The sequence below is a fragment of the Nocardia aobensis NBRC 100429 genome (genome assembly GCF_000308375.1).
In the GTDB taxonomy this organism is placed as follows: Bacteria; Actinomycetota; Actinomycetes; order Mycobacteriales; family Mycobacteriaceae; genus Nocardia; species Nocardia aobensis.
On the sequence record NZ_BAFQ01000134.1, the window covers coordinates 42,903 to 68,438 of the forward strand.

The window sequence follows — 25,536 nt, forward strand, 5'->3', positions numbered from 1 at the left end:
GTGGCCGGCGCGTCCGGGGTCCTCGACCGCCCGGAACGACTGTGACCAGGACCGCACCGCTGCGCGGCCGGGCTGCTCGCGGCCCTCTGGTGTGCCCGGTCATCCGGGGTTTTCCGCTCGGAGGCCGATGTGGTTACCGTGGACCGGCCGAAGGCCCGCACCCACCGTCGCGTTCAGGAGGATTCACCGGATGTACATCCCACGACCACGTGTCGGGCGGCGCTGACCGTGCGCCTGGCGATGACTCCGGAACTGCCCGCCGACCCGGAAGCGGCTGCGGCACTGCAGGAGCGATTGCGCGATTCGGTGCTCACCCACGACCCGCGGCCGCCGCGATTCGGCACCGTCGCGGGCCTGGATTCGGCCTACGACGAGTCCGGCGCGGTGGTCGCCGCCGTCGTGGTCCTCGATATCGCCACGATGGAGACCGTCGACACCGCCGTCGCCCACGGCACGACACGGTTTCCCTACGTCCCCGGCCTGCTCGCGTTCCGGGAGCTGCCGACCACCCTGGCCGCGCTGGAACGCCTCGGCACCACGCCCGATCTGCTGGTGTGCGACGGCCAGGGCATCGCCCACCCGCGGCGCTTCGGGCTGGCGTGCCACCTGGGCGTGCTGACCGGGCTGCCGTCGATCGGCGTCGCCAAGACGGTGTGGGGTGACTGCGGCGAGCCCGACGCCGCGCGTGGTTCGGTCGCCGACATCACCGTGGACGGTGCGGTGGTCGGGCGGGCGCTGCGCACCCAGCCCGGGATCAAACCGGTGTACGTATCGGTGGGCCATCGCATCTCCCTCGACACCGCCTGCGCCCAGGTTCTCGCGCTGGCGCCGAAGTACCGCCAGCCCGAAACCACCCGTCGCGCCGATCAGCTGTGCCGGACCCTGTTGCGCGACACCGCCGCTCGCGGCTGAGCGCGAATCCGGCGACCGGCGCCGCGCGGCAGCATCGAAACAATGCCGGAGACGAGCTTCGGCAATCTCATCGCTAATGGGAGTTCTCGACGTGCTCACCGGCGAGATCCGCGAAGCGTCAACGCCACCCGATGCGACGGGCGATCATCGTCCGGGAGGCGCCGGAGTCGAATGCCACCTCCTTCCGAATATTGGTTGTCGAATTACCGGCACGATCAACCCGATCGATTTGTTTATCTGTTCCTCGAACACAATCGAAGCAGCTGGAAACCGAAAATCAATTCGTCCTGTCTCCGTGCGATCCGACTCCTTTCCTCCGATCCGCGACGCCGCCGGGGGCCCACCGCCGCCACCGCTTCCGCGCTGAATATCGCAGATCAAGCCGTGTAATCGCGGAGCGGATGCCGGCGACGGACAGGGCGAAACACGAAAAGGCAAGCCGCGGTCGAAATTCGCGTCCAATTCGTGCCTTGACGAGTTCCGTCGCCGGGCAGACGATGGACCGATGACCGGCGATGAGGAATTGATTCAGGTCGAACAAGTCATCGAGCGGCTGATCGCAAGCCACCCGGCCGTCCCGCCCGGGGACATAGAACTCATCGTGCGCGGCATCCACAAGCGGTTCTCCGATGCACGAGTACACGACTTCGTCCCTCTTCTGGTCGAGAAGGCGGCGCGGCAAGCGATCAGCATCCGTCCGGCCGGAACAGCGGCGCCCTCGTCTCGCACCCGTGCGCGCGGCACCCACCCGGTGACGGTCATCTGAGGAGACGAGTTCTTGGGAAAGAAGTCCCACGACGGCAAGGGCCGGGCCGACAGACCGGGGAACACGGTCACCGAGCGTTCCCACCGTCCGCGCCGGCCGGCCGAACTGGTCGCGCTGCGGGAGTGGGTGAAAGCCTCCGGCGCGCCGCTCGACCGGCCGGAGGTCGTGCTACCGGATCGGCAGAGCGCCAACGGCTATCGCGTCCCCCCGCAGCCGCTGCACTGGAGTCCGACGCCGTACTGAGGATTCGCGCGCCGAGGGAAAGGACGAGCGTTATGGCGGCCACACACGCGGTGCCCCAGAGTTCGTCGGCGGGTCCGCCGGCTCCCGAACCGGCCGAGTGGCACGCCCGCGACGCCGACGCCGTGGTGGCGGCGCTGTCCTCGGACCGGCATACCGGCCTCACCTCCGCCTCGGCCGAGGAGCGGCGTCAACGCTACGGCCCCAACGAGATAGCCGCCGAACCCGCACCGGCGCCGTGGACCGTCGCGCTGCGCCAGCTCCGCGATCCGATGAACCTGATGTTGATCGCGGTGGTGGTGGTCAGCGTCGTCATCGGCGAGATTCCGACCGCCGTCGTGGTGGCGGTGCTGGTCGTACTCAACGTGGTGCTCGGCACGCGGCAGGAACTCGTGGCGCGCGCGAGCGTGGACGCCCTGGCGAAGATGCAGTCGCCGCAGGCGCGGGTGCTGCGCGACGGAGTGCTGATCCAGCTCGACGCGCTCGAGCTGGTGCCCGGCGATATCGTCCAGCTCGAAGCCGGCGATATCGTCCCCGCCGACGGCCGGCTCGTCACCTCCGCCACTCTGGAAACCCAGGAGGCGGCGCTCACCGGGGAAAGCGCCCCCGTCGCCAAGGATCCCGGCACCCTCGCCGCTGCGGACGTGCCGCTCGGCGACCGCGCCGACATGGTCTATCAGAACACCTCGATCACTCGGGGAACCGCGACCATGGTGGTGACCGAAACCGGGATGAACACCGAGATGGGCCGGATCGCGTCCATGCTGTCCGCGGTCGCCCCGTCGCGGTCACCGCTGCAGCGGGAGCTGGATTCGCTGACGAAACTGCTGGGTGTGATCGCGTGGACGGCGGTGGCGATCATCGTGGTGATCGGCGCGCTGCGCGGTCAGGATGTGACAGCGGTACTGCTGCTGGGCATTTCGATGGGCGTCTCCGCGATTCCCACCGGGCTGCCGACCTTCGTCCAGGCGATGCTCGCCTACGGCGCCCGCCGCCTCGCCGACGCCAAGGCCGTGGTCAAGAACCTCACCGATGTCGAGACGCTGGGTGCGACCAGCGCCATCAACTCGGACAAGACCGGCACCCTGACCATGAACCAGATGACGGTGCGCTCGCTGTTCTTCCACTGCCGGTGGTACGGCGTGACCGGAGAGGGCTACAGCAAGAACGGAACCGTCACCGAGGCCGCCGGTGCGGGCGTCCCGGATTTCACCCTGCTCGCCTACGGGCTGTGCCTGGACAGCGATGCCACCGTGGCCGACACCGGGGAGGTGGTCGGCGATCCGACCGAGGCCGCCCTGGTGGTCCTGGCGGCCAAGCTCGGCATCGACGCTCCGCTCACCCGCCGCGACTACCCGCGCGTCGCCGCGGTGCCCTTCGACTCGGCCTACAAATTCATGGCGACCTTCCACCATCTGCGCGTCGACGGTGAGACTCGATTCGTCGAATTGGTCAAGGGCGCACCCGATATGGTCCTGGCCCGCTGCGCGAGCGCCTACCGCCCGGGCCGCACCGAGGTGCCGATCGACGAGGTGCGCGCCGAGATCACCGCCGCGATGCGCACCATGTCGGAGCAGGGGCTTCGCGTCCTGGCCTTCGCTGCCCGGATCCTCGACGGTCAGGAGGACGCCGCGCGGGCCGACCCCATGTCGATGGTCGAGGATCTCACCTTCGTCGGCATGGCGGGCATCATCGACCCGCTGCGGCCCGAGGCGGTCGAATCGGTGCGCATCGCCCACGAGGCGGGCATCGACGTGCGCATGATCACCGGCGACCACGCGATCACCGCCGCCGCGATCGGAGCCGAGCTCGGGCTGGGGCCGGGGGCGGTCGGCGGCGCCGAACTGCAAGCCATGACCGACGAGCAACTGGCCGAGGCGCTGCCGAATCTGCACGTCTTCGGCCGGGTGACCCCACAGGACAAGTTGCGGCTGGCCGGCGTGATGCAACGTGCCGGCGCGGTGGTGGCGATGACCGGTGACGCGGTCAACGATGCCGCCGCGTTGAAGAAGGCCGATATCGGCGTCGCGATGGGTTCGGGCAGCGAGGTCACCAAACAGGCGGGCAAGATGGTGCTCACCGACGACAACTTCGGGACCTTGATCACCGCGATCCGCCTGGGCCGCAGCATCTACGACAAGATCGTGTCCTACATCCGGTACCAGATGTCGAAACTGTTCTCCCTGGTCCTGCTGTTCCTGGTGGCCAGCATCTTCGACATCAACCACGGCGTCGCGCTGACCCCGCTGATGGTGCTGTTCCAGCACTTCTTCATCACGCTGTTCCCGGTCGCGGTCATCATGACCGATCCCCCGCCACCGAATCTGATGAACAAACCGCCCCGCGATCCGGCGATGCCGATCGCCAACCGGACCGCGTTCACGCAGTGGCTGATCTACGGTGTGCTGCAGTTCGCGGTCGCCCTCGCCGCCATGCTGCTGGCGCCCGGCGAGATGAGCACGGACACCGCCTCGGTGCCGATGACGACGACCTTCGTGGTGTTGTCGCTGGGGTCGGTCCTCGCCGGGCTGGCGATGCGTCGCGACCCCGAATCCGGTTTCACCGCACCGATTCTCGGCGCCCTGAAGATTCTGTCGATACCGGTCGTGGTCACCGTTCTGGCCGTGCAGCTGGGCTTCCTGCAGGACCTGCTGATGACGACCTCGCTGACGGGCGGGCAGTGGCTGGCCTGTCTCGGCTGGTCGCTGCTGATCCCGCTCGCCGTCGAGGCGGAGAAGGCGCTGCGGCGCCGCCACATTCGCCGCAGTACACCGCCGGAGCCGTTGAACGCTGCGGTCGCGGTGGCGCCGCTGCGAGCCCGGACCTACTGAGGCCGGTCGTCGCGCGATCGCCCCGATCCCGTCGAATGGGTGGTCGTCGCCGAGGCGATCACCGGCCTGGACCCTTCCGGCACCGATCCGGCCGCCCGGCCGGCACCTGAACTCCGGGACGAGGCACGCCATGGATCACACCCCCGACCGGCCGGATACCCACCGTGCAGCGACCGGCACCGCGAACGGTCGTCACGACCTGCGCGGCCGAACCCGCTGGGCGCGAACGGCATTCGCCTGCGCCGCGGTGACGGTCGTGGTACCGGTGGTGTTCGCCGGACTCCTGGGTACTCTCGTGGTGCTGATCGTCGGCGCCGGCGGCATGGTGGTGACCGTGGCGGCGCTGTACTGGTTCGTGAGCGCGCGCGGCGTCCTGCGCTGGGTGTCGGCGGCGGTGGCGGTCGCGACGCCGATCGTGGTGCTCGTGATGTTCGTGCGCGCCGGCCTGCTGTGGGTGGTATTGCTGACGGGCGCGGCAGCCCTGGCCGCCGTGGTGTCCGCCCACCGTGCGCTGCGCCCCCTCGTCACGCACACAACCGCGGTCGAATACGCCGCACCGCCACCGCGGCGACCGTTCCTGATCATGAATCCGCGATCCGGCGGCGGGAAGGTCGCGAAATTCGATCTGCGGCGCCGGGCCGAGGAACTCGGCGCGGAGGTCGTCCTGCTGGAGGGCAGCGTCGATGTGGCCGCCCTGGCCCGCGAGGCCGTCGAACGCGGCGCGGATCTGCTGGGCGTCGCGGGCGGCGACGGAACCCAAGCCCTCGTGGCGGATGTCGCGGCCGCGCACGACCTGCCGTTCCTGGTGCTCAGCGCGGGCACCCGCAACCATTTCGCGCTGGACCTCGGGCTCGGCGGCGCCGATCCGGCGACCGGGCTCGACGCCTTACGCGACGGTGTGGAGATGCGCGTCGACCTGGGCCGCGTCAACGGCCGACCGTTCGTCAACAACGCCTCGTTCGGCGTCTACGCCGAAATCGTGCGCAGCCCCGCCTACCGCGACGACAAGACCGCGACCGTCCTGCGCCTGCTCCCCGATCTGCTCGCCGGCCACAGCGGGACCCGGCTGATCGCTCATATCGGCGCCACCACGGTGATCGGCCCGCAAGCGGTGCTGGTGAGCAACAACCCCTACGGCACCAGCGATCTCGCCGGGCTGAGCCGCCGCGACCGCCTCGACCGCGGCGTGCTCGGGGCGGTCACGGTCTCGGTCTCCGATACCCGCGCGGCCGTGGGTCTGATCCGCCGCACGCACAGCCGCGGCCTGACGCAGCAGACCGCGTCCGCGGTCGTCGTCGAGGCCGGTGGCGCATCGATCCCCGTGGGCGTCGACGGAGAATCGCTACTGCTCGACACACCGGTGCGATGCGTCGTCGAACCGGGCGCCCTGCGCGTGCGTGTGCCGCGTAATCGCCCCGGAATACGCCCAGCCGCACCGGCTCTGGATTGGATGCGCCTGCGCGATCTGGCGATCGGCCGCGCGCACGCCGGATTCGCTACGGGAACAGCTTGATCGGGTTCACGATGTCGGCGACCAGGGTGAGGATCATGTACGCACCGCCGATCACCACCACGATGTAGGTGGCTGGTAGCAGCTTCATGTAGTCGACCGGAGCGCCGTTGGGCAGCCCTCTCCGGTTACGCCACATGTTGCGCAGTTTCTCGTAGATCACTACCGCGATGTGGCCGCCGTCCAGCGGCAGCAGCGGCAGCAGGTTGAACGCGCCTAGGAAGAAGTTCAGGCTGGCCAGCACCAGCACAAACATGTTCCAGTATCCGTGTTCGGCCGTCTCACCGCCGATCTTGCTGGCGCCGTAAACACTGACCGGAGTGTCGGCATCGCGCTGACCACCGGTCACGGCGTGCCAGAGACTGACCACTTTGCTCGGCATCTGCGCGAGCGAAGCGAAGGTACGGCCGAACATGTCGCCGGTGAAGGCCGCTGACGCCGGAACCGCCGCGATGAGGTTGTACTTCACCGGGCTGTACACATCCTGTGCCACACCGACTTTGCTCACGTACACCGGCGTGGTGACTCGCTCGGAACTGTCCGTGGACTTCAGCGGATAGGTCGCCACACGCTCCGGGGTCACCGGAATCTGCAGCGTCTGATCGTCGCGCTTGACCGTGTAGACGACCGGGCCGTTCGCCTTCTCGGTGATCGAGCGGAAGTCGTCCCAGGTCTTGACGGGCTTGCCGTCGATCGCGGTCACCAGGTCGCCGCGCTGCAGTCCGGCGCGTTCGGCCGGGCCGGGGCCGGTGCACTTCTGCGTCGACCCGTCGGGGTTCTGCGCGGGCACACAACCGGCCGGGTAGATCTGGGTGGCCGGCGGCGAATCCAGCCGCGGCAGCCCCCAGGCCACCGCGAGGAGCATGATCAGCAGGAAGCCGAGGATGAAGTTCATCGCGATGCCGCCGAACATCACCACCAGGCGCTTCCAGGTGGCCTGCCGGTACATCGCGCGATGCAGGTCCTCGGGTGGTACCTCGTCCAGCGCGGTCATGCCCGCGATATCGCAGAAACCGCCCAGCGGCAGCGCCTTGAGGCCGTATTCGGTCTCACCGCGGCGGAAGGAGAACACCTTCGGCCCGAAGCCGACGAAGTAGCGGCGCACCTGCATGCCGGTGGCCTGCGCCGCCCACATGTGGCCACATTCGTGTAGCGCCACCGATACCGTGATGCCGAGGGCGAACAGCACGAATCCGATCGCGAAGCCCATGCGGTATGGAACCCTCCTGAATCAGTTGCTCACGAGCGTGCGCGCACGCTGTCGCGCCCACGCATCCGCCGCGAGCACCTCGTCCAAGGTACTGGGTTCCGCGGCCCAGCGGTCGGCCGACTCGACCACCCGCGCGACCGTGCGCACGATATCCGGGAATCGGAGCGCACCGTCGAGGAACGCCTGCACCGCGATCTCGTTGGCCGCGTTGTAGACCGCGGTCACGCTGCCGCCGGCCTTACCCGCCGCGCGAGCCAGTTCGACCGCGGGGAAGACCTCGGTGTCGACCGGTTCGAATTCCCAGGTGAACGCGGTGCCGAAGTCGATCGGGGCGAGGGTGCCGGGGACCCGGTCCGGCCAGCCCAGCGCCAGCGCGATCGGCAGTTTCATATCCGGCGGGCTGGCCTGGGCGAGGGTGGAGCCGTCGGTGAAGGTCGCCATCGAGTGCACGATCGACTGCGGATGCACCGTGACGTCGATCTTGTCGTAGTCGATGCCGAACAGCATGTGCGCCTCGATCAGTTCGAGGCCCTTGTTCACCAGCGTGGCCGAATTGAGGGTGTTCATCAGACCCATCGACCAGGTGGGATGGGCCTTGGCCTCCTCGGGGCGCACCGATTCCAGCATCTGCGCGGTCCAGCCCCGGAACGGGCCGCCGGAGGCGGTGAGCACCAGCCGCGCGACCTCGTCGGCGCGCCCGCCGCGCAGACATTGCGCCATCGCGGAGTGTTCGGAGTCGACCGGGACGATCTGCCCGGGAGTGGCGGCCCGCGTCACCAGGCTGCCGCCCGCGACCAGCGATTCCTTGTTGGCCAGTGCCAGGCGCCGCCCCGATTCCAGGGTCGCGAGCGTCGGCCGCAGCCCCAGCGCGCCGACCAGGGCGTTGAGCACCACGTCGGCGTCGGTGCGGCGAACGAGTTCGGTCGCCGCGTCCGGACCGGCCAGGGCCACACCGAGTTTCGCGGCCGCGGCCGGATCGGCGACGGCCACGTTGTCGGTGCCGGTGGCGCGGATCTGCTCGGCCAGCAGGTCGGTATTGCCGCCGCGCGCGGCCAGTCCGACCACCTGGAATCGGTCCGGATTGGCGGCGACGACCTCCAATGCCTGGGTGCCGATGGAGCCGGTGCTGCCCAGCAGCAGAACTTTCACGATGTCGGACACGCACTCATTGTCCACGGTGAATCGCCGCGGACGTCACCCCGCTGGCTACGACGGCCGGTCGTATGCAAACATATTCTCGACAGACACCTTCACGACCTGCGGACCTCACGGCGTACTCCGCGCCCGCGAGCCGCAGCGCACACGGAAATGATGGGAGCGAACGTGGCCGCCACGGAACTGGAACCCGCCAAGAGCGCCGGCGTCGTCACCAAGGTCGATCCCGCCGAGGTTCCCTCCGCCGCCTGGGGCTGGAGTGGTGAATCGCGGCGCACCTTCCGTATCGCCGGATGGGTCGTCGTCGTGATCCTGCTGGCCATGCTGTTCGAGAACCAGCAGGGCCACACCTCCGGCACCGGTTACACCGGATACATCTTCCTGATCGGTTTCGCCGTCGCGCTGGCGGCCGTGCTGATCCGTGATTCGATCATCCAGCGCAAGCCGCGCTGAATCCGCTTCGCGCACAGCCTGTTTCGACCGGCCGCTGAGGTTCCGCCTCAGCGGCCGCGTCGTTTCCGGGGGCCGCCGGCCTTACCCGCCCGCCCCGGTTTCGCCGTGCCACCCCGGCGCGCGGCCGGTTTCGCACCGCTCTCGCCCCGGCTCCTACCGCGCTGTGCCGCACCGCCTTCGGCGCGCGTGCCGGACTCCTGGCGCCCGCGCCGATCCCGTTCACCGGTGGTCCGGGAACTGCGTGCGGTGCGCCCCCGCACGACACCGATGAATTCCTCGGCGAGTTCGACCGCGTCCTCGATCGGCCAGGACAGGGCGATCTGCGTCGGATCGACATCGGTGAGCGGACGATAGATCAGGTCGCGGCGATGATGCAGCCGCGCGAGCGACTGCGGCACCACCGCCGCCCCGCCGACCGCGGCCACCAACTCGACGGTGTCGCCCACGGCGTCGAGATCGGTCGCGTCCTGCATCCGCTCGCCGTCCAGATCGGCCAGGCTCACCTCGTCGAACAGCCCGATCGGATGATCCTTGGGCACCACCGCCACGGCGACCTCGTGGTAGAGCGGAATCGCGTGCAGCCCTTCGCGTTCGATCGGCAACCGGACGAAGCACATGTCGACCCGTCCCTGCGCCAGGGCCTCGCGCTGCTGGGCCTGCGGCACCGCGATCACGTCGAGCGGGACGTCGGGGAAGCGTTCGGCCCACACCCGCGCCCACTTGGCGACGGTGACGCCCGGGACGTAGCCGATGCGCAGCGCGGTGGGAGCAGACTCGGTCATGCGGCCAGCGTATGGCACCGGGCGGGGCGGCCCGGCATCCGCCGCGAACCACAGCGGTCCGGTACGCGATCGAGGTGACACGGAGGTCGACGGCAGTGGTCGAAACCGTGCCCGCCGGGCGAACACGGTAGAAATGATCGCAGTACGTTTCCCATCCTCCCCCGGCGTCCCGGGCAGACCAGATCGGATATGCGTTGACGACCCCCTCCCCGGCCCCGATGGCATCCGGCGGCCCCGGATTCGATCGGCCGCTGTTCACCACCATCACCGATTTCGCCGACCACACCCGGTGGCTCAACGACACGATGCTGTGGTTGACCGATGCCGGCCTGGCGGTGTTCGCGGTGCTGATGGTGATCGGCTGGTGGCAGGCCCGCCGCCGCGACGACCGGTCGATGGCGCTGGCGCTGCTGGCTCCGGTGAGCGTGGTGATCGCCTATCTGGTCGCCGAGGTGGTGAAGGTGATCGTCGCCGAACCGCGCCCGTGCCGGGGCGTGCCCACCGCCTACATCATCGAGACGTGCCCGGTGCCGAGCGACTATTCGTTCCCCAGCGGCCACACCACCACCGCCGCGGCGACCGTCGCGGCGCTGTATCTGCTGAATCGGCGGCTGGGCTGGATCACAGCGGTGTTCGCGGTCGTCCTGGCCTTCAGCCGGGTCTACGTCGGCGGTCATTACCCGCACGACGTCGTGGCCTCGGCGATCCTGGCCATTCCGGTCGCCGCGGCCGTCAGTCTGCTGCTGGCCCGCCCGGCCACCGCGATGGTGACGCGGATGCGGTCCTCCGCACTGGCGCCGCTGGTCGCCGACACCGGAAGTACGCCGGTATCGCGGGTGTGAGCGAGTCCGCCCGGGTTCGCTATTCTGTCCGACGTGGCGGTGGGGCTCGCCACTTCGGCGCAGCGGCCGGAGCAACCGTGATCGGACGATCGCCAACAGTCCCTACTCGAGGTACCGCCATGTTCGTGTTCGAGTAGGAGTCCGTCGTTGACCGAACTACGCCGCGAGGAGCCCCGGCCCGGCGCATCCGCCGACCGGCCGGTCGATCCGGATATCGATCTGCACGTCCCGTCCCAGCGCCGCGAACTACTGCGCGAACACGGCGCCGTACTGGCGGTGATCGGGCTGGGTGGCGGATTGGGCGGTCTGGCCCGCTACGGCCTGACCCAGCTGCTGCCGACCCGCCCCGGGCAGTTCCCGTGGGGCACCTTCACCGAGAACGTCCTCGGCTGCCTGGCCATCGGCGTGCTGATGGTGCTGATCACCGAGGTGTGGTCGGCGCATCGACTGGTGCGGCCGTTCCTCGGGGTCGGATTTCTGGGCGGGTTCACCACCTTCTCCACCTACGCCGTCGAGATCCGCAATCTGCTGCAGCCCGGTTCGGCCGTGACGGCGTTCGTCTATCTGGCCGCGACGTTGCTGAGCGCGCTGCTCGCGGTGCTCGCCGGGGTGACGGTGACGCGAATGACGGTGCTTCGCAAGGTGATTCGAGGGGAGGCACGGTGACCGTCGTCCTGGTATTCGCCGGTGCGGTGCTCGGTGCCCCGGCCCGCTATCTCACCGATCGGTTCGTGCAGGCACGCCACGACAGCCTGTTTCCGTGGGGCACGCTGACGGTCAACATCGTCGGCTGCCTCATCCTGGGCGCGCTCACCGGTGGTGCGGCCGGCAGTCCGGTGCTGGCGTTCGCCGGCACCGGATTCTGCGGGGCGCTCACCACCTACAGCACCTTCGGCTATGAGACGGTCCGGCTGCTCGAACAGCGCGCCGTGTTCTACGCCGCGATGAACGTGGTGATCAGCGTGATCGCCGGACTGGGTGCCGCACTGCTCGGCTATGCCGTCGCGCACGCGCTGATCGGCTGAGGACTCGCGTACTCAACCGGCTCGTCCGTGCGGCTGGTCCCAGACCAGCGCCAGATACATGCGGGCCCGCTCGCGCGGCGAATCCAGGCGTTCTCCGAGCAGATCGTGCAGCCGGTCCATGCGGTAACGCACGGTCTGCGGGTGGATGTGCAGATCGTCGGCGACCGCGTGCCGGTCGCCCATGTTCCACAGCCAGCTGCGCAGCGTTTCGACCAGCCGGTCGCGCTTACCGTCGGGCAGCTCCCGAAGTGGTTGCAGCACTTGGGCTCGCAGCGTTTCCAGCAGCCATTCGTCACGATTGGCGATGATGGTGTCGAGTTCCTCGGCGACCACGACCGGCGATCCGGACAGCACCCCGGCCTTGCGCAACCGCAGCGCGGTGCGAGCGATCCGCATACCGGTCGGCAGCAGGTCCAGTGTGAGCGGATGACCGATCACCGCGTCGCAGCCCCGCAGCGCGGCGACGAGCCGGGTGATCCGCCCGCCCAGCATCGGACTGGGCACGATCGCCCCGATCGCGTCGTCGCGCCGGATCGGCAGGCAGTGACCGCCGAGATGTTCCACCACCCCGCAGGAGCGCGCATCGGCCGGATCGGCGAGGACCACCGCGACCTCGGGGGGCAGTTGCCAGCCCGCGCGCTCGGCGGCCAGCCGGATTCCGATGGTGTCGGAACGCCCGGAGAGCAACATTTCCGCCAATTCCTCGCGATGGCGTTCCCGGGCCGCGCTGGACGCGGATTGTTCGAGCACATAACCGTGTGCGGAGGCCGCGGAGAATTCGTCGACGAAGGCGAAAACGGCCTCCGCCAGCACCGCGAGGACCTCCGGCCCCAGGTCGAGTTTCAGCGCCGTTTCCGCGACGTGATGCCAAGCCGCGCGGGCGCCGACCTGGTACGCGCCGAGCAGATCGGACAGGTCCGCGCCGTCCTGCAGTTGCTGGCGGCCGACCTGTTCGAAAACCAGCTGCGTCGGCGGCGGAACGCCCTCACCAGCGGAATCGCCTGTGCGCGGCCCGTGTTCGGCCAGGTCCAGCAGCCGATGGACGAACAGCACGCCGACCTCGGCCACCTCGGGGCGATGGTCGTCGAGATAGCGCGCGTAGTCGGGCCACTCGGCGGCGAGCAGATCACGAACCTCGTCCAGAAGATCGGGCATCCTAGCGTCGAGTTCCTCCGAAAGCTGCTCCAATGCCTCCGGTGTTATCGGAATTTCATTATGGGAATCGCTCATTCGAGTCCTCTCCGACTCGATTATCTTCCGGATACAAAAAACGCCAACCGGAATCACTTCAACGGTTGAAGATTTGAGCCCTGTGTTGCGTTCACCATCGAATCATGGACGCAGCGACAGCCCCGGCCCGCTGGCTGCGGGCCCGTGAAAAGGAAGAGAACTTTCCCGTCGCGCTGCGGTGGTTGCCGCGCGAACCACGCCGGCACCTGCACGCGGTCTACGCAGCCACCAGGTTAATCGACCAGGTCGGCGACGCGGCCCCGGGCGATCGTGTGTCGCACCTGCTGACGCTGCGCGCCGACCTCGCCGGTCTCTACCAGGGTCGCACACCCGACGATCCGGTGCTGCAGATGCTGGCCCCCACCGTGGCGGCGTGCGATCTGCCGCAGGAGGCGTTCCAGGAATTGATCGAGGCGAATCTGCTCGATCAGCGCGTCGGCCGCTACGCCACCTTCGAGGATCTGCTCGGCTACTGCCGGCTGTCGGCGAATCCGGTGGGCCGCTTGGTGCTGGCGGTCTTCGACCAGTCCACCCCGGACACGGTGGCACTGTCGGATCGGGTGTGTTCGGCCCTGCAGGTTCTCGAGCACTGCCAGGACGTGGCCGAGGACTACGCGGCCGGGCGCATCTATCTGCCGCAGGACGATCTGGCCGCAGCCGGGGTCGCGGAAGCGGCGCTGGCCACCGGCGGACCGGGTGATCCGGCGTGCCGGACGGTGGTGCTCACCCAGGTCGAACGCTGCGAATCGATGCTCGGCGAAGGCGCTCCGCTGGTCGCCCGGCTCACCGGATGGGCCCGGCTCGCGGTCTCGGGATATCTCGCGGGCGGCTGCGCGACCGCGCGAGCGCTGCGCGTGGCCGAGGGCGATGTGTGGAGCCAACCGGTGCGGCCCCGGCACGTCGACACCGTGGCCTCGATGGTCACGCTGCTCGGCAAGGCCACGGTGGTGCCGCAGTGAGCAGTATCGCGACCGGGCCGACCACGGTGGCGGCCTATGACACCTGTGAACGGATCACCCGCATCGAGGCCAAGAACTTCTACTACGGCATCCGGCTGCTGCCCCCGGAGAAGCGCTCGGCGCTGTGCGCTCTCTACGCGCTGGCACGGCGCATCGACGATATCGGCGACGAGCAGGGCGAACCGGCCGCCAAAACCGAGGCGCTGACCCTGTTGCGCAAGGAATTGGACAAGGTCACCGGCGGCGCCGGAACCGATGATCCGGTGCTGTTCGCCGTCGCCGACACCGCTCGGCGCTATCCCGTGCCACTGGGCGCGTTCGGCGAACTGATCGACGGGGTGCAGGCCGATGTCGACGGCGTCACCTACACCGATTTCGGCGAGCTCACCCACTACTGCCGCTGCGTGGCCGGGGCGGTGGGCCGCTTGTGCCTGTCGATCTTCGGCTCCGGCGGCGATCCGTGCGCGCCGCTGTACGCCGATCAGCTCGGGATCGCGTTGCAGCAGACCAACATTCTGCGCGATATCCGCGAGGATCTCGGCAACGGCCGCGTCTATCTGCCCCGCGACGAACTGCGGCGCTTCGGCGTCCAACTGGAACTCGACGCCGGTGGGGCGCTCGACGATCCCAACGGCGGACTGGCCGCGCTGATCCGCACCGGCGCCGAGCGCGCCGAGAACTGGTACTGCCTGGGGTTGCGTCTGATTCCGCATCTGGACGGCCGCAGTGCCGCCTGCTGCGCGGCGATGGCGGGTATCTACCGGCGGCTCAACGAGCGCATCCGCGCCAATCCGGTGGCCGTCTACAACCGGCGGCTGTCGTTGAGCGGACGGGAGAAGACACGCGTCGCCTCCGGCGCGCTACTGCAGTATTCGATGACCACATTCGGGTGGGGCCCGCGATGACGGCGCGGGTGGCCGTGGTGGGCGGCGGGCTCGCGGGGATGACCGCGGCCCTGCGCTGCGCGGACGCCGGATATGCGGTGCGGCTGTTCGAATCCCGGCCCTGGCTGGGCGGGCTGACGCATTCGTTCCCCCGTGGTGAGCTGTGGATCGACAACGGCCAGCACGTATTCCTGCGCTGCTGCGACCGCTATCTCGCGCTGCTGGATCGGCTCGGCATGCGCGATGCGGTCCGGCTGCAACCGCGCCTCGACATCCCGGTATCCGGCGGCGGACGGGTGGGCCGGTTGCGGCGGTTGCCGCTGCCGGCGCCGCTGCATCTGAGTTGGGCGCTGCTGCGCTATCCCTGGTTGTCGCCGGGCGCGCGGCTACGCTTCGTCCGGGCCGCGCTGGCACTGCGGGCGGTCGACACCACCGATCCACGGACGGACGCAACGAGTTTCGGTGACTGGTTGCGTGCGCACGGTCAGGATCGCGATGCCGTCGACAGCCTGTGGGATCTGGTCGGCATTGCCACCCTCAACGCCCGGGCCGACGACGTATCGCTGGCATTGGCCGCCACCGTATTCCAGGTCGGCTTGCTCACCGACTCGGACGCGGCGGATATCGGCTGGTCGCGTATCCCGTTGCGCCAGTTGCACGGCGACGCCGGACAGGCGGCACTCACCGCGGCGGGTGCGACGGTGATCCACGAGAAGGTCACAGCCGTCCGGCGGGCCGAGGCCGGCTGGTCGGTGCACACCGGCGACAGCGAATATGCCGCCGACGCGGTCGTCTCGGCGGTGCCCCCGACGGCGGCGCAGACGCTGCTGCCCGCCGACGCGGTGGACCTGCCCGCGAATTGGGCTGCGGCCCTGGGCAGTTCGCCGATCGTCAACATTCATGTGCTCTACGACCGGCCGGTGATGGACGAACCGCTGCGAGCCGGCGTCGGCACGGTCGTGCAGTGGGTGTTCGACCGGACCGATGCATCCGGGTTGCGCACCGAGGCAGGCCCCCGCGGCGCGGCTACGACCGACGGCCCCGGCGCGGCGGGGGCAACGGGCCCGCTTCCCGCCGGCGCGCAGTATCTGGCCGTCTCCGTCTCCGCCGCCGACGCATTCATCGATCGCCCGGTCGCCGAGCTGCGCCGGGAATTCCTGCCCGCCCTCGAACAGCTGCTGCCCGCCGCCCGTACGGCACAGGTGGCCGACTTCTTCGTCACTCGCGAACGCCATGCGACGTTCCGGCCCGCGCCGGGCAGCGCGCGGCTGCGTCCGCCCGCGGCCACCGCATCGCCCGGTCTGGCGCTGGCCGGGGCGTGGACCGACACCGGCTGGCCCGCGACCATGGAGGCCGCCGTGCGCAGCGGGGAAGCCGCCGCGGCGGAGGTCATTTCGTATCTGGCGGGGTTCCGTCCCCGCGCCGGTGCCGCCGAGCGCACCGGTACGCCCGAACCCCGCACGCGGATATCGGAGGTGATCAGATGACGGTGACAACCCTGTCCACGGTCGATGCCGACGGTCATGCCGTCCGGTCGGCGCTGTCCGACGCCGTCGGACGGCTCGACGACGCGATCCGCCCGATGGTCGCCTATCACCTCGGCTTCTGCGACGAACACGGCCGCCCGGTCGTCGCCGACAGCGGCAAATCGGTGCGGTCGCGGCTGACCATGCTCGCCGCCCACGCCGCCGGCGGCGACGGACTCTGCGGAGTCCCCGGTGCGGTGGCGGTCGAACTCGTGCACAACTTCTCGCTCGTGCACGACGACCTGATGGATCGCGACGCCACCCGCCGGCATCGCCCGACGGTGTGGGCGGTGTGGGGAGATCCGGTCGCGGTGCTGGCCGGTGACGCGATGCTCTCGCTGTCGCACGAGGTGCTGCTCGATTCCGGCTCCCCGCATGCGATGGCGGCGGCCCGGCTGGTCGGGAAGGCGACTCAGGAGCTGATCATCGGCCAGGCCGCCGACGTCGACTTCGAACATCGCAACGACGTGGGCCTGGCCGAATGTATCCGCATGGCCATGGGCAAGACCGCGGCGCTGCTCTCGGCGAGTGCCGCGGTCGGCGGCGTCCTGGCCGGGGCGCCACCGGCGACGGTCGCGGCGCTGCAGGCCTACGGCGACGACATCGGCCTCGCCTTCCAGCTCGTCGACGATCTGCTCGGCATCTGGGGCGATCCGGCGGTGACCGGCAAACCGGTGTTCTCGGATCTGCGCTCGCGCAAGAAGTCGCTGCCGGTCACCTGGTGCCTGGAATCCGGCCGCCCGGCCGGGCAAGCGCTGGCGCAGTGGCTGGCGCAATCGGGCGAACCGAGCGAGCACGATCTGCGGGCCGCCGCCGACATGGTCGAGACCGCCGGTGGCCGGCGCTGGGCACGGGCCGAGGCCCGGCGGCGGGTGCGCACCGCCCAGCAGGCCCTCACCACGGCCACCCTCACCCCCGAATACCGCCGGGAGCTCTGTGACCTGGCGGATTTCATCGTGGAACGGAGTGCATAGGAATGACAGTCACCCACACCGGCAATTCGGCAGCGAACCGGCGGACCGCGTTCGATCCGGCGCCTGGCGCCGGCGAACTGAGCGCGGTCCGCGCCGCCACCGACGCGGCGGTGCGGCTGCTGCGCTCTTCCCAGCACGAACAGGGCTGGTGGAAGGGCGAATTGGCGACCAATGTGACGATGGACGCCGAAGATCTGCTGCTGCGGGAGTTCCTCGGCATCTCCACCCCGGACGTGACCGAGCCGGCGGCGCGCTGGATCCGATCACAGCAGCGCGCCGACGCGACGTGGGCGACCTTCCACGGCGGCCCCGGCGACCTGTCGACCACCGCCGAGGCGTGGGTGGCCCTGCGGCTGGCCGGTGACGACCCCGCCGCACCGCATATGCGCGCCGCCGCCGACTTCGTGCGCGCCGAAGGCGGGATCGAGGCCTCGCGGGTCTTCACCCGAATCTGGTTGGCGCTGTTCGGGTTGTGGTCCTGGGACGATCTGCCGAATCTGCCACCGGAGCTGGTGCTGTTCCCGTCCTGGTTTCCGCTCAACATCTACGACTGGGGATGCTGGGCCCGCCAGACCGTGGTGCCGTTGACCGTGGTGGCCACACTGCGGCCGTGCCGCCCGCTGCCGTTCGGCATCGACGAATTGCGGACCGGCGCGCCCCGGGCCCGCCGCGCGCCGCTCACCTCCCTGGCCGGAGTGTTCCAGCGTGTCGACACGGTACTGCACACCTACGCGCGACTGCCGCTGAATCCGCTGCGCGATGTGGCGATGCGGCACGCCGCGGAGTGGATTCTGGCCCGCCAGGAGGCCGACGGCGGCTGGGGCGGAATCCAGCCGCCGTGGGTGTATTCGCTACTGGCCCTGCACCTTCTGGGCTATCCGCTCGATCATCCGGCGATGCGGGCGGGCATCGCGGGCCTGGACGGCTTCGTCGTCCGCGAACAGACACCGGAGGGCGAGCTACGGCGGCTCGAAGCCTGCCAGTCACCGGTGTGGGATACCGCGTTGGCGACGGCCGCGCTGCTGGACGGCGGAGTGGCGCCGGACGATCCGGCGGTGCTGCGGGCCACCGACTGGCTGCTGGGTGAGCAGATCACCGCCGGCGGCGACTGGCAGGTGCGCCGGCCGCATCTGGAACCCGGCGGCTGGGCGTTCGAATTCGCCAACGACGTCTACCCCGACACCGACGACACCGCCGAGATCGTCATTGCGCTGCATCAGGTTTCGCATCCGGACCGCCGTGTACTGGATACCGCGATCGAACGCGCGGTGCGCTGGACGGTCGGCATGCAGTCCGCCGACGGCGGGTGGGGCGCCTTCGACGCCGACAACACCTCGATCCTGCCGACGAAACTGCCGTTCTGCGATTTCGGCGCCGTCACCGATCCGCCCTCGGCCGATGTGACCGCGCACGTGGTGGAGATGCTGGCGGTACTCGGCCGCAGCGGTGATCGCGCATGCCGGCGCGGCGTGCGCTGGCTGCTCGATCATCAGGAGTCCGACGGTTCCTGGTTCGGGCGCTGGGGCGCCAACCACGTCTACGGCACGGGCGCGGCGGTACCGGCGCTGGTCGCGGCGGGCACGAGCCCGCGGTCGACGACGATCCGCGCGGCGGTGCGCTGGCTGGAAGCCCATCAGAACGCCGACGGCGGATGGGGTGAGGATCTGCGCTCCTATCGGGAGCCGGAATGGGTCGGCCGCGGCGAATCCACCGCCTCGCAGACCGCGTGGGCGCTGCTGGCCCTGCTGGCCGCCGAGGAACACGACTCTCCCGCCGTACGCCGCGGCATCGACTGGCTGGTGCGCACACAGCGACCCGACGGCGGCTGGGACGAGGACCTGTTCACCGGCACCGGATTCCCCGGCGATTTCTACATCAACTACCACCTGTACCGGCTGGTGTTCCCGATCTGGGCACTGGGGCGGTATGTGCGGCGACAGACCGCATCGGGCGGCGAGGACCTCAGCGCCGGCACCGCGCGCTCGAACGGAACCGGCACTGCCGGTCGGGACGGGAGCTGACCGTATGACCCGGCCCGGAACCGTCTGCGCCCCGCTCCTATCGGAGTGGGCAGCACTGCGGGGCGCCGCCACGGCGCCCGTGGTACACACCGGGCGGGGTCCGCGGCGGCGCTACGACGCCGCCGCGGCGGGCCCGGTCGCGGTGGCGGGAGTCGCGGGTGCGCTGACCACAGAGCTGCGTCCCGGCGATCTCGTGGTGGCCAGCGAGATTCGGCGCAACGGTACCGAATTACCCAGTCCCGCAGCGATTCTGCTGCACAGAGAATTGCTGCGACTCGGGCTGCCGGCACGGCTCGGGCCGGTGTATTCCGCCGAACGCGTCGTCACCGGCCGGGCGCGAGCCGCGCTGGCGGAGTCCGGCGCGCTCGCCGTCGATACCGAAACGGCGTTCCTCGCCGCCGACGCCCCCGACGGACAGGCCGTCGCGATCCGGGCGATCGTCGACACCCCGGACGCGCCGCTGCTCCGCCCGGGCACGATATGGCGTGGGGTGCGGGCACTGCGTTCACTGCGCGCGGCGGCGCCGGCGCTGGACCGGTGGTCGGCGGCGACCGGTGATCGCGAGATCCTGCTCGCCGGTCCGCGTTCGTTCTGCGCCGGGGTCGAGCGGGCGATCGAGATCGTCGAGCAGGCCCTGGACCGCTTCGGCGCACCGGTGTACGTGCGGCGTCAGATCGTGCACAACAGCCAGGTGGTGCGCGAACTGGCCGGGCGGGGAGCGGTTTTCGTCGAGGAGCTCGATCATGTGCCCGAAGGCGCGGTGGTCGTGCTCGCCGCGCACGGGGTGGCCCCGGAGGTCCGCCGCCAGGCCGAACGCCGCCGCCTGCGCGTGATCGACGGCACCTGCCCGCTGGTGTCGAAGGTGCATGCGGAGGTGCGCGCCTTCGCCGCCGCGGACAAGACGGTCTTCCTGATCGGGCACGCCGAGCACGAGGAGGTGGTGGGCACCCGCGGCGAGGCGCCCGAGAACGTCGTCGTGGTCGCCGATCCGGAAGCGGCCGCCCGGGTGTCGCCACCGGATCCGGATCGGGTCGCCTACGTCACGCAGACCACCCTGGCCGTCGCGGAAGCCGAGGCCACGGCCGCCGTACTGCGGCAACGGTTTCCGGCATTGAGCGGGCCGCGCAAGGACGACATCTGTTACGCCACCACCAATCGCCAGCAGGCGGTGCGCGCGGTGGCCCGCGAATCGGACCTGGTGCTGGTGCTGGGTTCGCGCAACTCCTCCAATTCGCTGCGGCTGGCCGAGGTCGCCGCGGCCGAGGGCGTGGCGGCGCATCTGGTGGAGGACGCCGGTGAGGTCGAATTGAACTGGCTGGCCGGCACCCGCCGCATCTGCGTCACCGCCGGCGCGTCGGCACCGCCGTATCTGGTGGACGACCTGGTCGAGGCCCTGTCCGGGCTCGGCGCCCTCCGGGTCCGCCACACCACCGTGACCGAAGAGAGTGTTCGATTCAACCTGCCTCGGGAGGTGAGCTGAATGGCCATGCCATTCCGTCAATCCGTACGTCTGGGAGCGTATCTCGCCAAGCAGAAGCTGCTGCGGCGCGAGAAGTTCCCCATCCTGGTCGAATTGGAGCCGCTGTTCGCCTGCAATCTGAAATGCGCGGGCTGCGGCAAGATTCAGCATCCGCATACGCTGCTCAAACAGCGGATGCCGGTCGAGCAGGCCGTCGGCGCGATCGAGGAATGCGGCGCTCCGATGGTGTCGATCGCCGGTGGCGAACCGCTGATGCATCCGCAGATCGACGAGATCGTGCGGCAGCTGCTCGACCGCAACAAGATCGTCTTCCTGTGCACGAACGCGGTGCTGCTGCCCAAACATCTGCACAAGTTCGCACCGCACCGCAATTTCGCGTGGATGGTGCACCTGGACGGATTGCGCGAACGCCACGACGCCTCGGTGTGCAAGGACGGTGTCTTCGATCAGGCCGTGGCCGCGATCCGCGAGGCCAAGGCCGCGGGATTCCGGGTGATGACGAATACCACGTTCTTCGACGTGGATTCGCCGCAGGACGTGATCGACGTCCTGGATTATCTCAACGACGAGCTCGAGATCGACCATATGCAGATCGCGCCGGGCTACGCCTACGAGAAGGCGCCCGATCAGGAGCATTGGCTCGGCGTGAAGGAGACCCATCAGCTGTTCGCCAAGGCCTTCGCCGACGGGCGCCGCAAGAAGTGGCGGCTCAACCACTCCCCGCTGTATCTGGATTTCCTGGAGGGCAAGGTCGACTTCGACTGCACCGCCTGGGCGATTCCGTCGTATTCGCTCAAGGGGTGGCAGCGGCCGTGTTATCTGCTCGACGACGGTTATGTGGCCACCTATCGGGAATTGATCGACGACACCGACTGGAACGCCTTCGGCCGCGGCAACGATCCGCGCTGCTCCAATTGCATGGCGCACTGCGGATACGAGCCGACCGCGGTGGTCGCGACCCTGGGTTCGTTGAAGGAGACGATCCGCGCCGCCGTCAGCTGAGTCGAATCGACACCGGGTCGAATTCCCCCACCGGAAGGTGAGCCACGCATGAACCCCTCGCCGCGCGGGCCGGACCCGCTCGCCGCCCTCACCGGACCCGACGCGCTGGCCGCGTTGTCCGACGACGAACTGCCCGCGCTGGCGCAGCGGTTACGCGATCGCCTCGTCGAGACCGTCACCGGAACCGGCGGCCATCTCGGCGCCAGCCTGGGGACGGTGGAACTGACCATCGCGCTGCATCGCGTATTCCGTTCGCCCACCGATGTTCTCGTCTTCGACACCGGACATCAGAGTTATGCGCACAAGTTGCTCACCGGGCGGGCATCCACCTTCGACACACTGCGGCAGGCCGGCGGGGTCGCGGGCTATCCGAACCGCACCGAATCCGCGCACGACTGGGTGGAGAACTCGCACGCCTCGGTCAGTCTCGCCTGGGCCGACGGCATCGCCAAGGCCTTCCACCTGCGCGGCGAACACGATCGCCGGGTGGTGGCGGTGATCGGCGACGGGGCGCTGACCGGCGGTGTGGCGTGGGAAGGTCTGAACAATCTGGGTGCGGGCGGGCGGCCGGTCGTGGTGGTGCTCAACGACAACGGGCGCTCCTACGATCCGACCGTCGGTGCGCTGGCCGGCCATCTCACCGGGCTGCGCGAGGGTGACATCGTCTCCGGAAATCTGTTCGACGCCTTGGGTTTCAGCTATCTGGGCCCGGTGGACGGCCACGATATCGGCGCCCTGTGCACGGCCCTGCACAAGGCGGTCGCACTGGCCAAACCCGTTGTGGTGCATGCGGTGACGGTCAAAGGCCGCGGCTTCGGCCCGGCCGAGGCGGACGAGGCCGACCGCATGCACGCGTGCGGGGTGATCGATCCGGTCACCGGTGCGCCGCGTAAACAACCCGCCCCCACCTGGACCGATATCGTCGAATCCGAACTGGCCGATATCGCCCGCGACCATCCGGAGGTGATCGCCCTGACCGCGGCGATGCGGCTGCCCACCGGACTCGGCGAATTCTCCCGGAGCGCACCGGAGCGGGTTTTCGATTCCGGGATCGCCGAACAGCACCTGCTGGCGTCCGCGGCGGGATTGGCCGCGGCCGGTATGCATCCCGTGGCTGCGGTGTACTCGACCTTCCTCAACCGTGCCATCGACCAGGTACTGCTCGATATCGCCCTGCACGAACTGCCCGTCACCCTCGCGCTGGACCGCGCCGGCGTGACCGGCCCGGACGGGCCCAGCCATCACGGGATGTGGGATCTGGCGCTGCTCACCTGCGTGCCGGGGATGCGGATCGCCTGTCCGCGCGATCCCGGCCGGATCCGCGAACTACTGCGCGAAGCCGTCACCACAGCCGGCCCCACCACGGTGCGCTATCCGAAAGCTACTGCCGGAGCGGATATTTCGCCGCTGGCGCGAATGGACGGGATGGATATCCTGTACCGCGGGCCGCGCAGTCCGCTCGACATCCTGCTGGTGGCGGTCGGCCCGATGGCCGGGCCGTGTCTGCGCGCGGCGGAACTGCTGGCCGACCGCGGTTTCGGCGCCACCGTCGTCGATCCGCGCTGGGTGTGGCCGATCAATCCGGGACTGCCGGCGATCGCGGCACGACATCGGCTCACCGTCTGCGTGGAGGACGGTATCGCCGCCGGCGGGATCGGCACCCACCTGATGCACGCGGTCGCCCGCGACACCGGCGCCACCCCGGTCCGCGCCCTCGGCCTGCCCACCGAATTCATCGCCCACGCCTCCCGCGACAGCATCCTGACCGAGTACGGCCTCACCGGCGAAGGCATCGCCGCCGCCTGCACACAGTGGTTACCCGCGACCGAGAGGATCCGATGACGGCCGTATTCCTGTCCGAGCCCTCGGCTCCGCCCCTGCGACCACGCCGGGAGAGCCGGCGCATCGACGTCGGTTCGGTGCCCGTCGGCGACGGCGCACCCATCTCGGTCCAGTCGATGACCACCACCGTCACCGCCGACGTCGAGGCGACGCTGCGCCAGATCGCCGAATTGACCGCTGCCGGTTGCGATATCGTCCGCGTCGCCGTGCCCACCCAGGACGACTGCGCGGCACTGCCGACGATCGCCCGCCGCTCGGCCATCCCCGTGATCGCCGACATCCATTTCAATCCGCGCTACGTCTTCGCCGCCATCGACGCCGGCTGCGCCGGGGTGCGGGTCAATCCGGGCAACATCCGCACCTTCGACGACAAGGTTCGCGAGATCGCCGCGGCGGCCGGTGCGGCGGGGGTGCCGATCCGCATCGGGGTCAACGCCGGTTCCCTCGATCGGCGCATCCTGGACCGGCACGGCGGTCGCGCCACGGCCTCCGCCCTGGTCGAATCGGCGTTGTGGGAGGCCGGGCTGTTCGAGGAGCACGGATTCACCGCACTGAAGATCTCGGTGAAACACAACGATCCGCTGACGATGATCCAGGCCTACCGGCTGCTCGCCCAGCGCTGCGACTATCCGCTACACCTGGGGGTCACCGAGGCGGGTCCGCCGCTGCAGGGCACCGCGAAATCGGCCACCGCGTTCGGGATCCTGCTGTCCGAGGGAATCGGCGACACGATCCGGGTCTCGCTGTCGGCGCCGCCGGTCGAGGAGGTCAAGGTCGGGCACCACATCCTGGCGGGACTCGGGCTGCGCCCCCGCACCCTCGACATCGTGTCCTGTCCGACCTGCGGTCGCTGCCAGGTCGACGTCTTCGAGCTCACGAAGAAGGTCGAGGCGGCCTTCCGGGATTTTCCGGCGCCGCTGCGCGTCGCGGTGATGGGCTGCATCGTCAACGGCCCGGGTGAGTCACGGGAGGCCGATATCGGGGTCTCGGCGGGCAATCACAAGGGTCAGATCTTCGTCCGGGGCGAGGTGGTGCGGACGGTGCCGGAATCGATGATCGTGGAGGCGTTGCTCGAGGAAGCGGTGACGCTGATCGACGACGCGCCGGAGAACCGGACCGGCTAATACGGACATACCTCGCATACCACCCCATCTGCGGCAATGAGTACTCGCTACAGGCGTGCAGGATTGGACCTGTGGTATAGGTATGCCTTACCTTTGGACGGTGAGCTGGGCCGAGGCTGTACCGAATCTACTGATCTGCCTGCGGGAGGGCCTCGAGGCGGGACTCGTGGTGACGATCCTGCTGGCTGCCGTGCGCAAGACGTCGACCCCGCAGCGCCCGGTCTCCGCGACTCCCGTCTGGCTCGGCCTGCTCGGCGCGGTATCGGTGGCGGCCAGCTTCGCGGCCGTGCTCACCTACTCCACGAGCGTGCTCTCGAATTCCGGCCAGGAAATCGTCGGCGGCACCCTGAGCGTGATCGCGGTCGGACTGGTGACGGCGATGGTGTTCTGGATGCGGCGCACCGCCGCGTCGCTGTCCGGTCAGCTTCGCGGTGAGGTCGCCCGCGCCACCGCGATCGGGGCGGGTGCGCTGGCTATCACGGCCTTCATGGCCGTCGGGCGCGAGGGCCTGGAATCGACGCTGTTCGTCTGGACCGCCGTGAAGGCATCCGGCACCACGGTCGCACCGCTGGTCGGCGCCGCGCTCGGTTTCGCCGCCGCGGTGGTGCTGTGCTGGTTGCTGTACCGGCAGTCGGTGAAACTCAACCTCGGCGTGTTCTTCAACCGCACCGCGCTCGCGCTGATCGTGATCGCCGCCGGTGTGCTGTCCTACGGTCTCGGTGATCTGCAGGACGCGAACATCCTGCCCGGACGACACTGGGTGGCCTT

The 25,536-nt window shown here is 69.4% G+C and carries 23 protein-coding genes; 19 read left to right on the forward strand and 4 right to left on the reverse strand.

Going from position 1 to position 25,536, the window contains the following annotated elements:
- The first annotated feature begins 129 nt into the window (after nt 1-129).
- The 5 genes from nfi to RJ03_RS17000 all read left to right on the forward strand — a co-directional run bounded on the left by nfi (nt 130) and on the right by RJ03_RS17000 (nt 6,262).
- Complete coding sequence (gene nfi, locus RJ03_RS16980; RefSeq protein ID WP_245552305.1) at nt 130-912, forward strand: deoxyribonuclease V; 783 nt, start codon at nt 130-132, stop codon at nt 910-912.
- A gap of 505 nt (nt 913-1,417) precedes the next feature.
- The gene (locus RJ03_RS16985) at nt 1,418-1,678 is read left to right on the forward strand and encodes a three-helix bundle dimerization domain-containing protein (RefSeq protein WP_051024782.1); all 261 of its coding nucleotides are present in this window, start codon (nt 1,418-1,420) and stop codon (nt 1,676-1,678) included.
- 12 nt (nt 1,679-1,690) lie between these two features.
- The gene (locus RJ03_RS38960; RefSeq protein WP_036503537.1) at nt 1,691-1,921 is read left to right on the forward strand and encodes a hypothetical protein; all 231 of its coding nucleotides are present in this window, start codon (nt 1,691-1,693) and stop codon (nt 1,919-1,921) included.
- 32 nt (nt 1,922-1,953) lie between these two features.
- Nucleotides 1,954-4,749 carry a cation-translocating P-type ATPase gene (locus RJ03_RS16995; protein ID WP_036503538.1) on the forward strand — a complete coding sequence of 932 codons (2,796 nt, stop codon included), beginning with the start codon at nt 1,954-1,956 and terminating at the stop codon, nt 4,747-4,749.
- Nucleotides 4,750-4,879: 130 nt separating this feature from the next.
- Nucleotides 4,880-6,262, forward strand: a complete 1,383-nt coding sequence (locus RJ03_RS17000) for a diacylglycerol/lipid kinase family protein (protein WP_083870902.1) — start codon at nt 4,880-4,882, stop codon at nt 6,260-6,262.
- Here RJ03_RS17000 and RJ03_RS17005 read toward each other — a convergent pair.
- On the reverse strand, nt 6,246-7,469 hold the full coding sequence (locus RJ03_RS17005) for a M50 family metallopeptidase (RefSeq protein ID WP_036503539.1): 1,224 nt from the start codon (nt 7,467-7,469) through the stop codon (nt 6,246-6,248). The two genes, RJ03_RS17000 and RJ03_RS17005, sit on opposite strands and share 17 nt — an antisense overlap.
- A 21-nt stretch (nt 7,470-7,490) precedes the next feature.
- Complete coding sequence (dxr, locus tag RJ03_RS17010) at nt 7,491-8,630, reverse strand: 1-deoxy-D-xylulose-5-phosphate reductoisomerase (RefSeq protein ID WP_036503588.1); 1,140 nt, start codon at nt 8,628-8,630, stop codon at nt 7,491-7,493.
- Nucleotides 8,631-8,792: 162 nt separating this feature from the next.
- Here dxr and RJ03_RS17015 point away from each other — a divergent pair, with 162 nt between their 5' ends.
- Nucleotides 8,793-9,077 (forward strand): DUF2631 domain-containing protein, encoded by a 285-nt coding sequence (locus RJ03_RS17015; RefSeq protein WP_086007267.1) that lies wholly within the window; start codon nt 8,793-8,795, stop codon nt 9,075-9,077.
- A 47-nt stretch (nt 9,078-9,124) separates the two neighbouring features.
- Here RJ03_RS17015 and RJ03_RS17020 read toward each other — a convergent pair whose 3' ends face one another.
- Nucleotides 9,125-9,859 (reverse strand): LysR substrate-binding domain-containing protein, encoded by a 735-nt coding sequence (locus RJ03_RS17020; protein WP_036503541.1) that lies wholly within the window; start codon nt 9,857-9,859, stop codon nt 9,125-9,127.
- Between the two features lie 194 nt (nt 9,860-10,053).
- Between RJ03_RS17020 and RJ03_RS17025 the strand changes: the two genes are divergently transcribed.
- The 3 genes from RJ03_RS17025 to crcB (RJ03_RS17035) all read left to right on the forward strand — a co-directional run bounded on the left by RJ03_RS17025 (nt 10,054) and on the right by crcB (RJ03_RS17035) (nt 11,726).
- Complete coding sequence (locus RJ03_RS17025; RefSeq protein WP_036503542.1) at nt 10,054-10,701, forward strand: phosphatase PAP2 family protein; 648 nt, start codon at nt 10,054-10,056, stop codon at nt 10,699-10,701.
- A 147-nt stretch (nt 10,702-10,848) separates the two neighbouring features.
- The gene (gene crcB / locus RJ03_RS17030) at nt 10,849-11,367 is read left to right on the forward strand and encodes a fluoride efflux transporter CrcB (RefSeq protein WP_036503544.1); all 519 of its coding nucleotides are present in this window, start codon (nt 10,849-10,851) and stop codon (nt 11,365-11,367) included.
- Complete coding sequence (crcB, locus tag RJ03_RS17035; RefSeq protein ID WP_036503547.1) at nt 11,364-11,726, forward strand: fluoride efflux transporter CrcB; 363 nt, start codon at nt 11,364-11,366, stop codon at nt 11,724-11,726. Before crcB (RJ03_RS17030) ends, crcB (RJ03_RS17035) begins: the two co-directional genes overlap by 4 nt.
- Before the next feature lie 12 nt (nt 11,727-11,738).
- On the opposite strand, the gene RJ03_RS17040 is transcribed toward crcB (RJ03_RS17035), so the two are convergent.
- Nucleotides 11,739-12,956: a helix-turn-helix domain-containing protein gene (locus RJ03_RS17040; protein WP_063820397.1), complete on the reverse strand. Its 1,218-nt coding sequence runs from the start codon at nt 12,954-12,956 to the stop codon at nt 11,739-11,741.
- 104 nt (nt 12,957-13,060) lie between these two features.
- On the opposite strand from RJ03_RS17040, the gene hpnC reads away from it, so the two are divergent.
- The 10 genes from hpnC to RJ03_RS17090 form a co-directional block, all read left to right on the forward strand.
- Nucleotides 13,061-13,915 carry a squalene synthase HpnC gene (gene hpnC, locus RJ03_RS17045; protein ID WP_036503549.1) on the forward strand — a complete coding sequence of 285 codons (855 nt, stop codon included), beginning with the start codon at nt 13,061-13,063 and terminating at the stop codon, nt 13,913-13,915.
- 5 nt (nt 13,916-13,920) lie between these two features.
- Entirely contained in the window at nt 13,921-14,820 is a 900-nt protein-coding gene (gene hpnD / locus RJ03_RS17050; RefSeq protein ID WP_036503593.1) for a presqualene diphosphate synthase HpnD, read from the forward strand.
- Entirely contained in the window at nt 14,817-16,286 is a 1,470-nt protein-coding gene (gene hpnE / locus RJ03_RS17055; RefSeq protein ID WP_051024789.1) for a hydroxysqualene dehydroxylase HpnE, read from the forward strand. The genes hpnD and hpnE overlap by 4 nt, the downstream gene beginning before the upstream one ends.
- Nucleotides 16,283-17,299, forward strand: coding sequence for a polyprenyl synthetase family protein (locus tag RJ03_RS17060; protein WP_051024784.1), 1,017 nt, complete (start codon nt 16,283-16,285; stop codon nt 17,297-17,299). Before hpnE ends, RJ03_RS17060 begins: the two co-directional genes overlap by 4 nt.
- A 2-nt stretch (nt 17,300-17,301) precedes the next feature.
- On the forward strand, nt 17,302-19,320 hold the full coding sequence (gene shc, locus RJ03_RS17065; protein WP_083870908.1) for a squalene--hopene cyclase: 2,019 nt from the start codon (nt 17,302-17,304) through the stop codon (nt 19,318-19,320).
- A gap of 4 nt (nt 19,321-19,324) precedes the next feature.
- Complete coding sequence (gene ispH, locus RJ03_RS17070; protein WP_036503551.1) at nt 19,325-20,800, forward strand: 4-hydroxy-3-methylbut-2-enyl diphosphate reductase; 1,476 nt, start codon at nt 19,325-19,327, stop codon at nt 20,798-20,800.
- Entirely contained in the window at nt 20,801-21,802 is a 1,002-nt protein-coding gene (hpnH, locus tag RJ03_RS17075; protein WP_036503553.1) for an adenosyl-hopene transferase HpnH, read from the forward strand.
- A gap of 48 nt (nt 21,803-21,850) precedes the next feature.
- Complete coding sequence (locus RJ03_RS17080; RefSeq protein WP_051024785.1) at nt 21,851-23,644, forward strand: 1-deoxy-D-xylulose-5-phosphate synthase; 1,794 nt, start codon at nt 21,851-21,853, stop codon at nt 23,642-23,644.
- Nucleotides 23,641-24,768, forward strand: a complete 1,128-nt coding sequence (gene ispG / locus RJ03_RS17085; protein ID WP_036503555.1) for a flavodoxin-dependent (E)-4-hydroxy-3-methylbut-2-enyl-diphosphate synthase — start codon at nt 23,641-23,643, stop codon at nt 24,766-24,768. The genes RJ03_RS17080 and ispG overlap by 4 nt, the downstream gene beginning before the upstream one ends.
- A gap of 82 nt (nt 24,769-24,850) precedes the next feature.
- Nucleotides 24,851-25,536, forward strand: a 686-nt coding sequence (locus tag RJ03_RS17090) for an FTR1 family iron permease (protein WP_373281707.1), incomplete at its 3' end; no start/stop codon positions are given.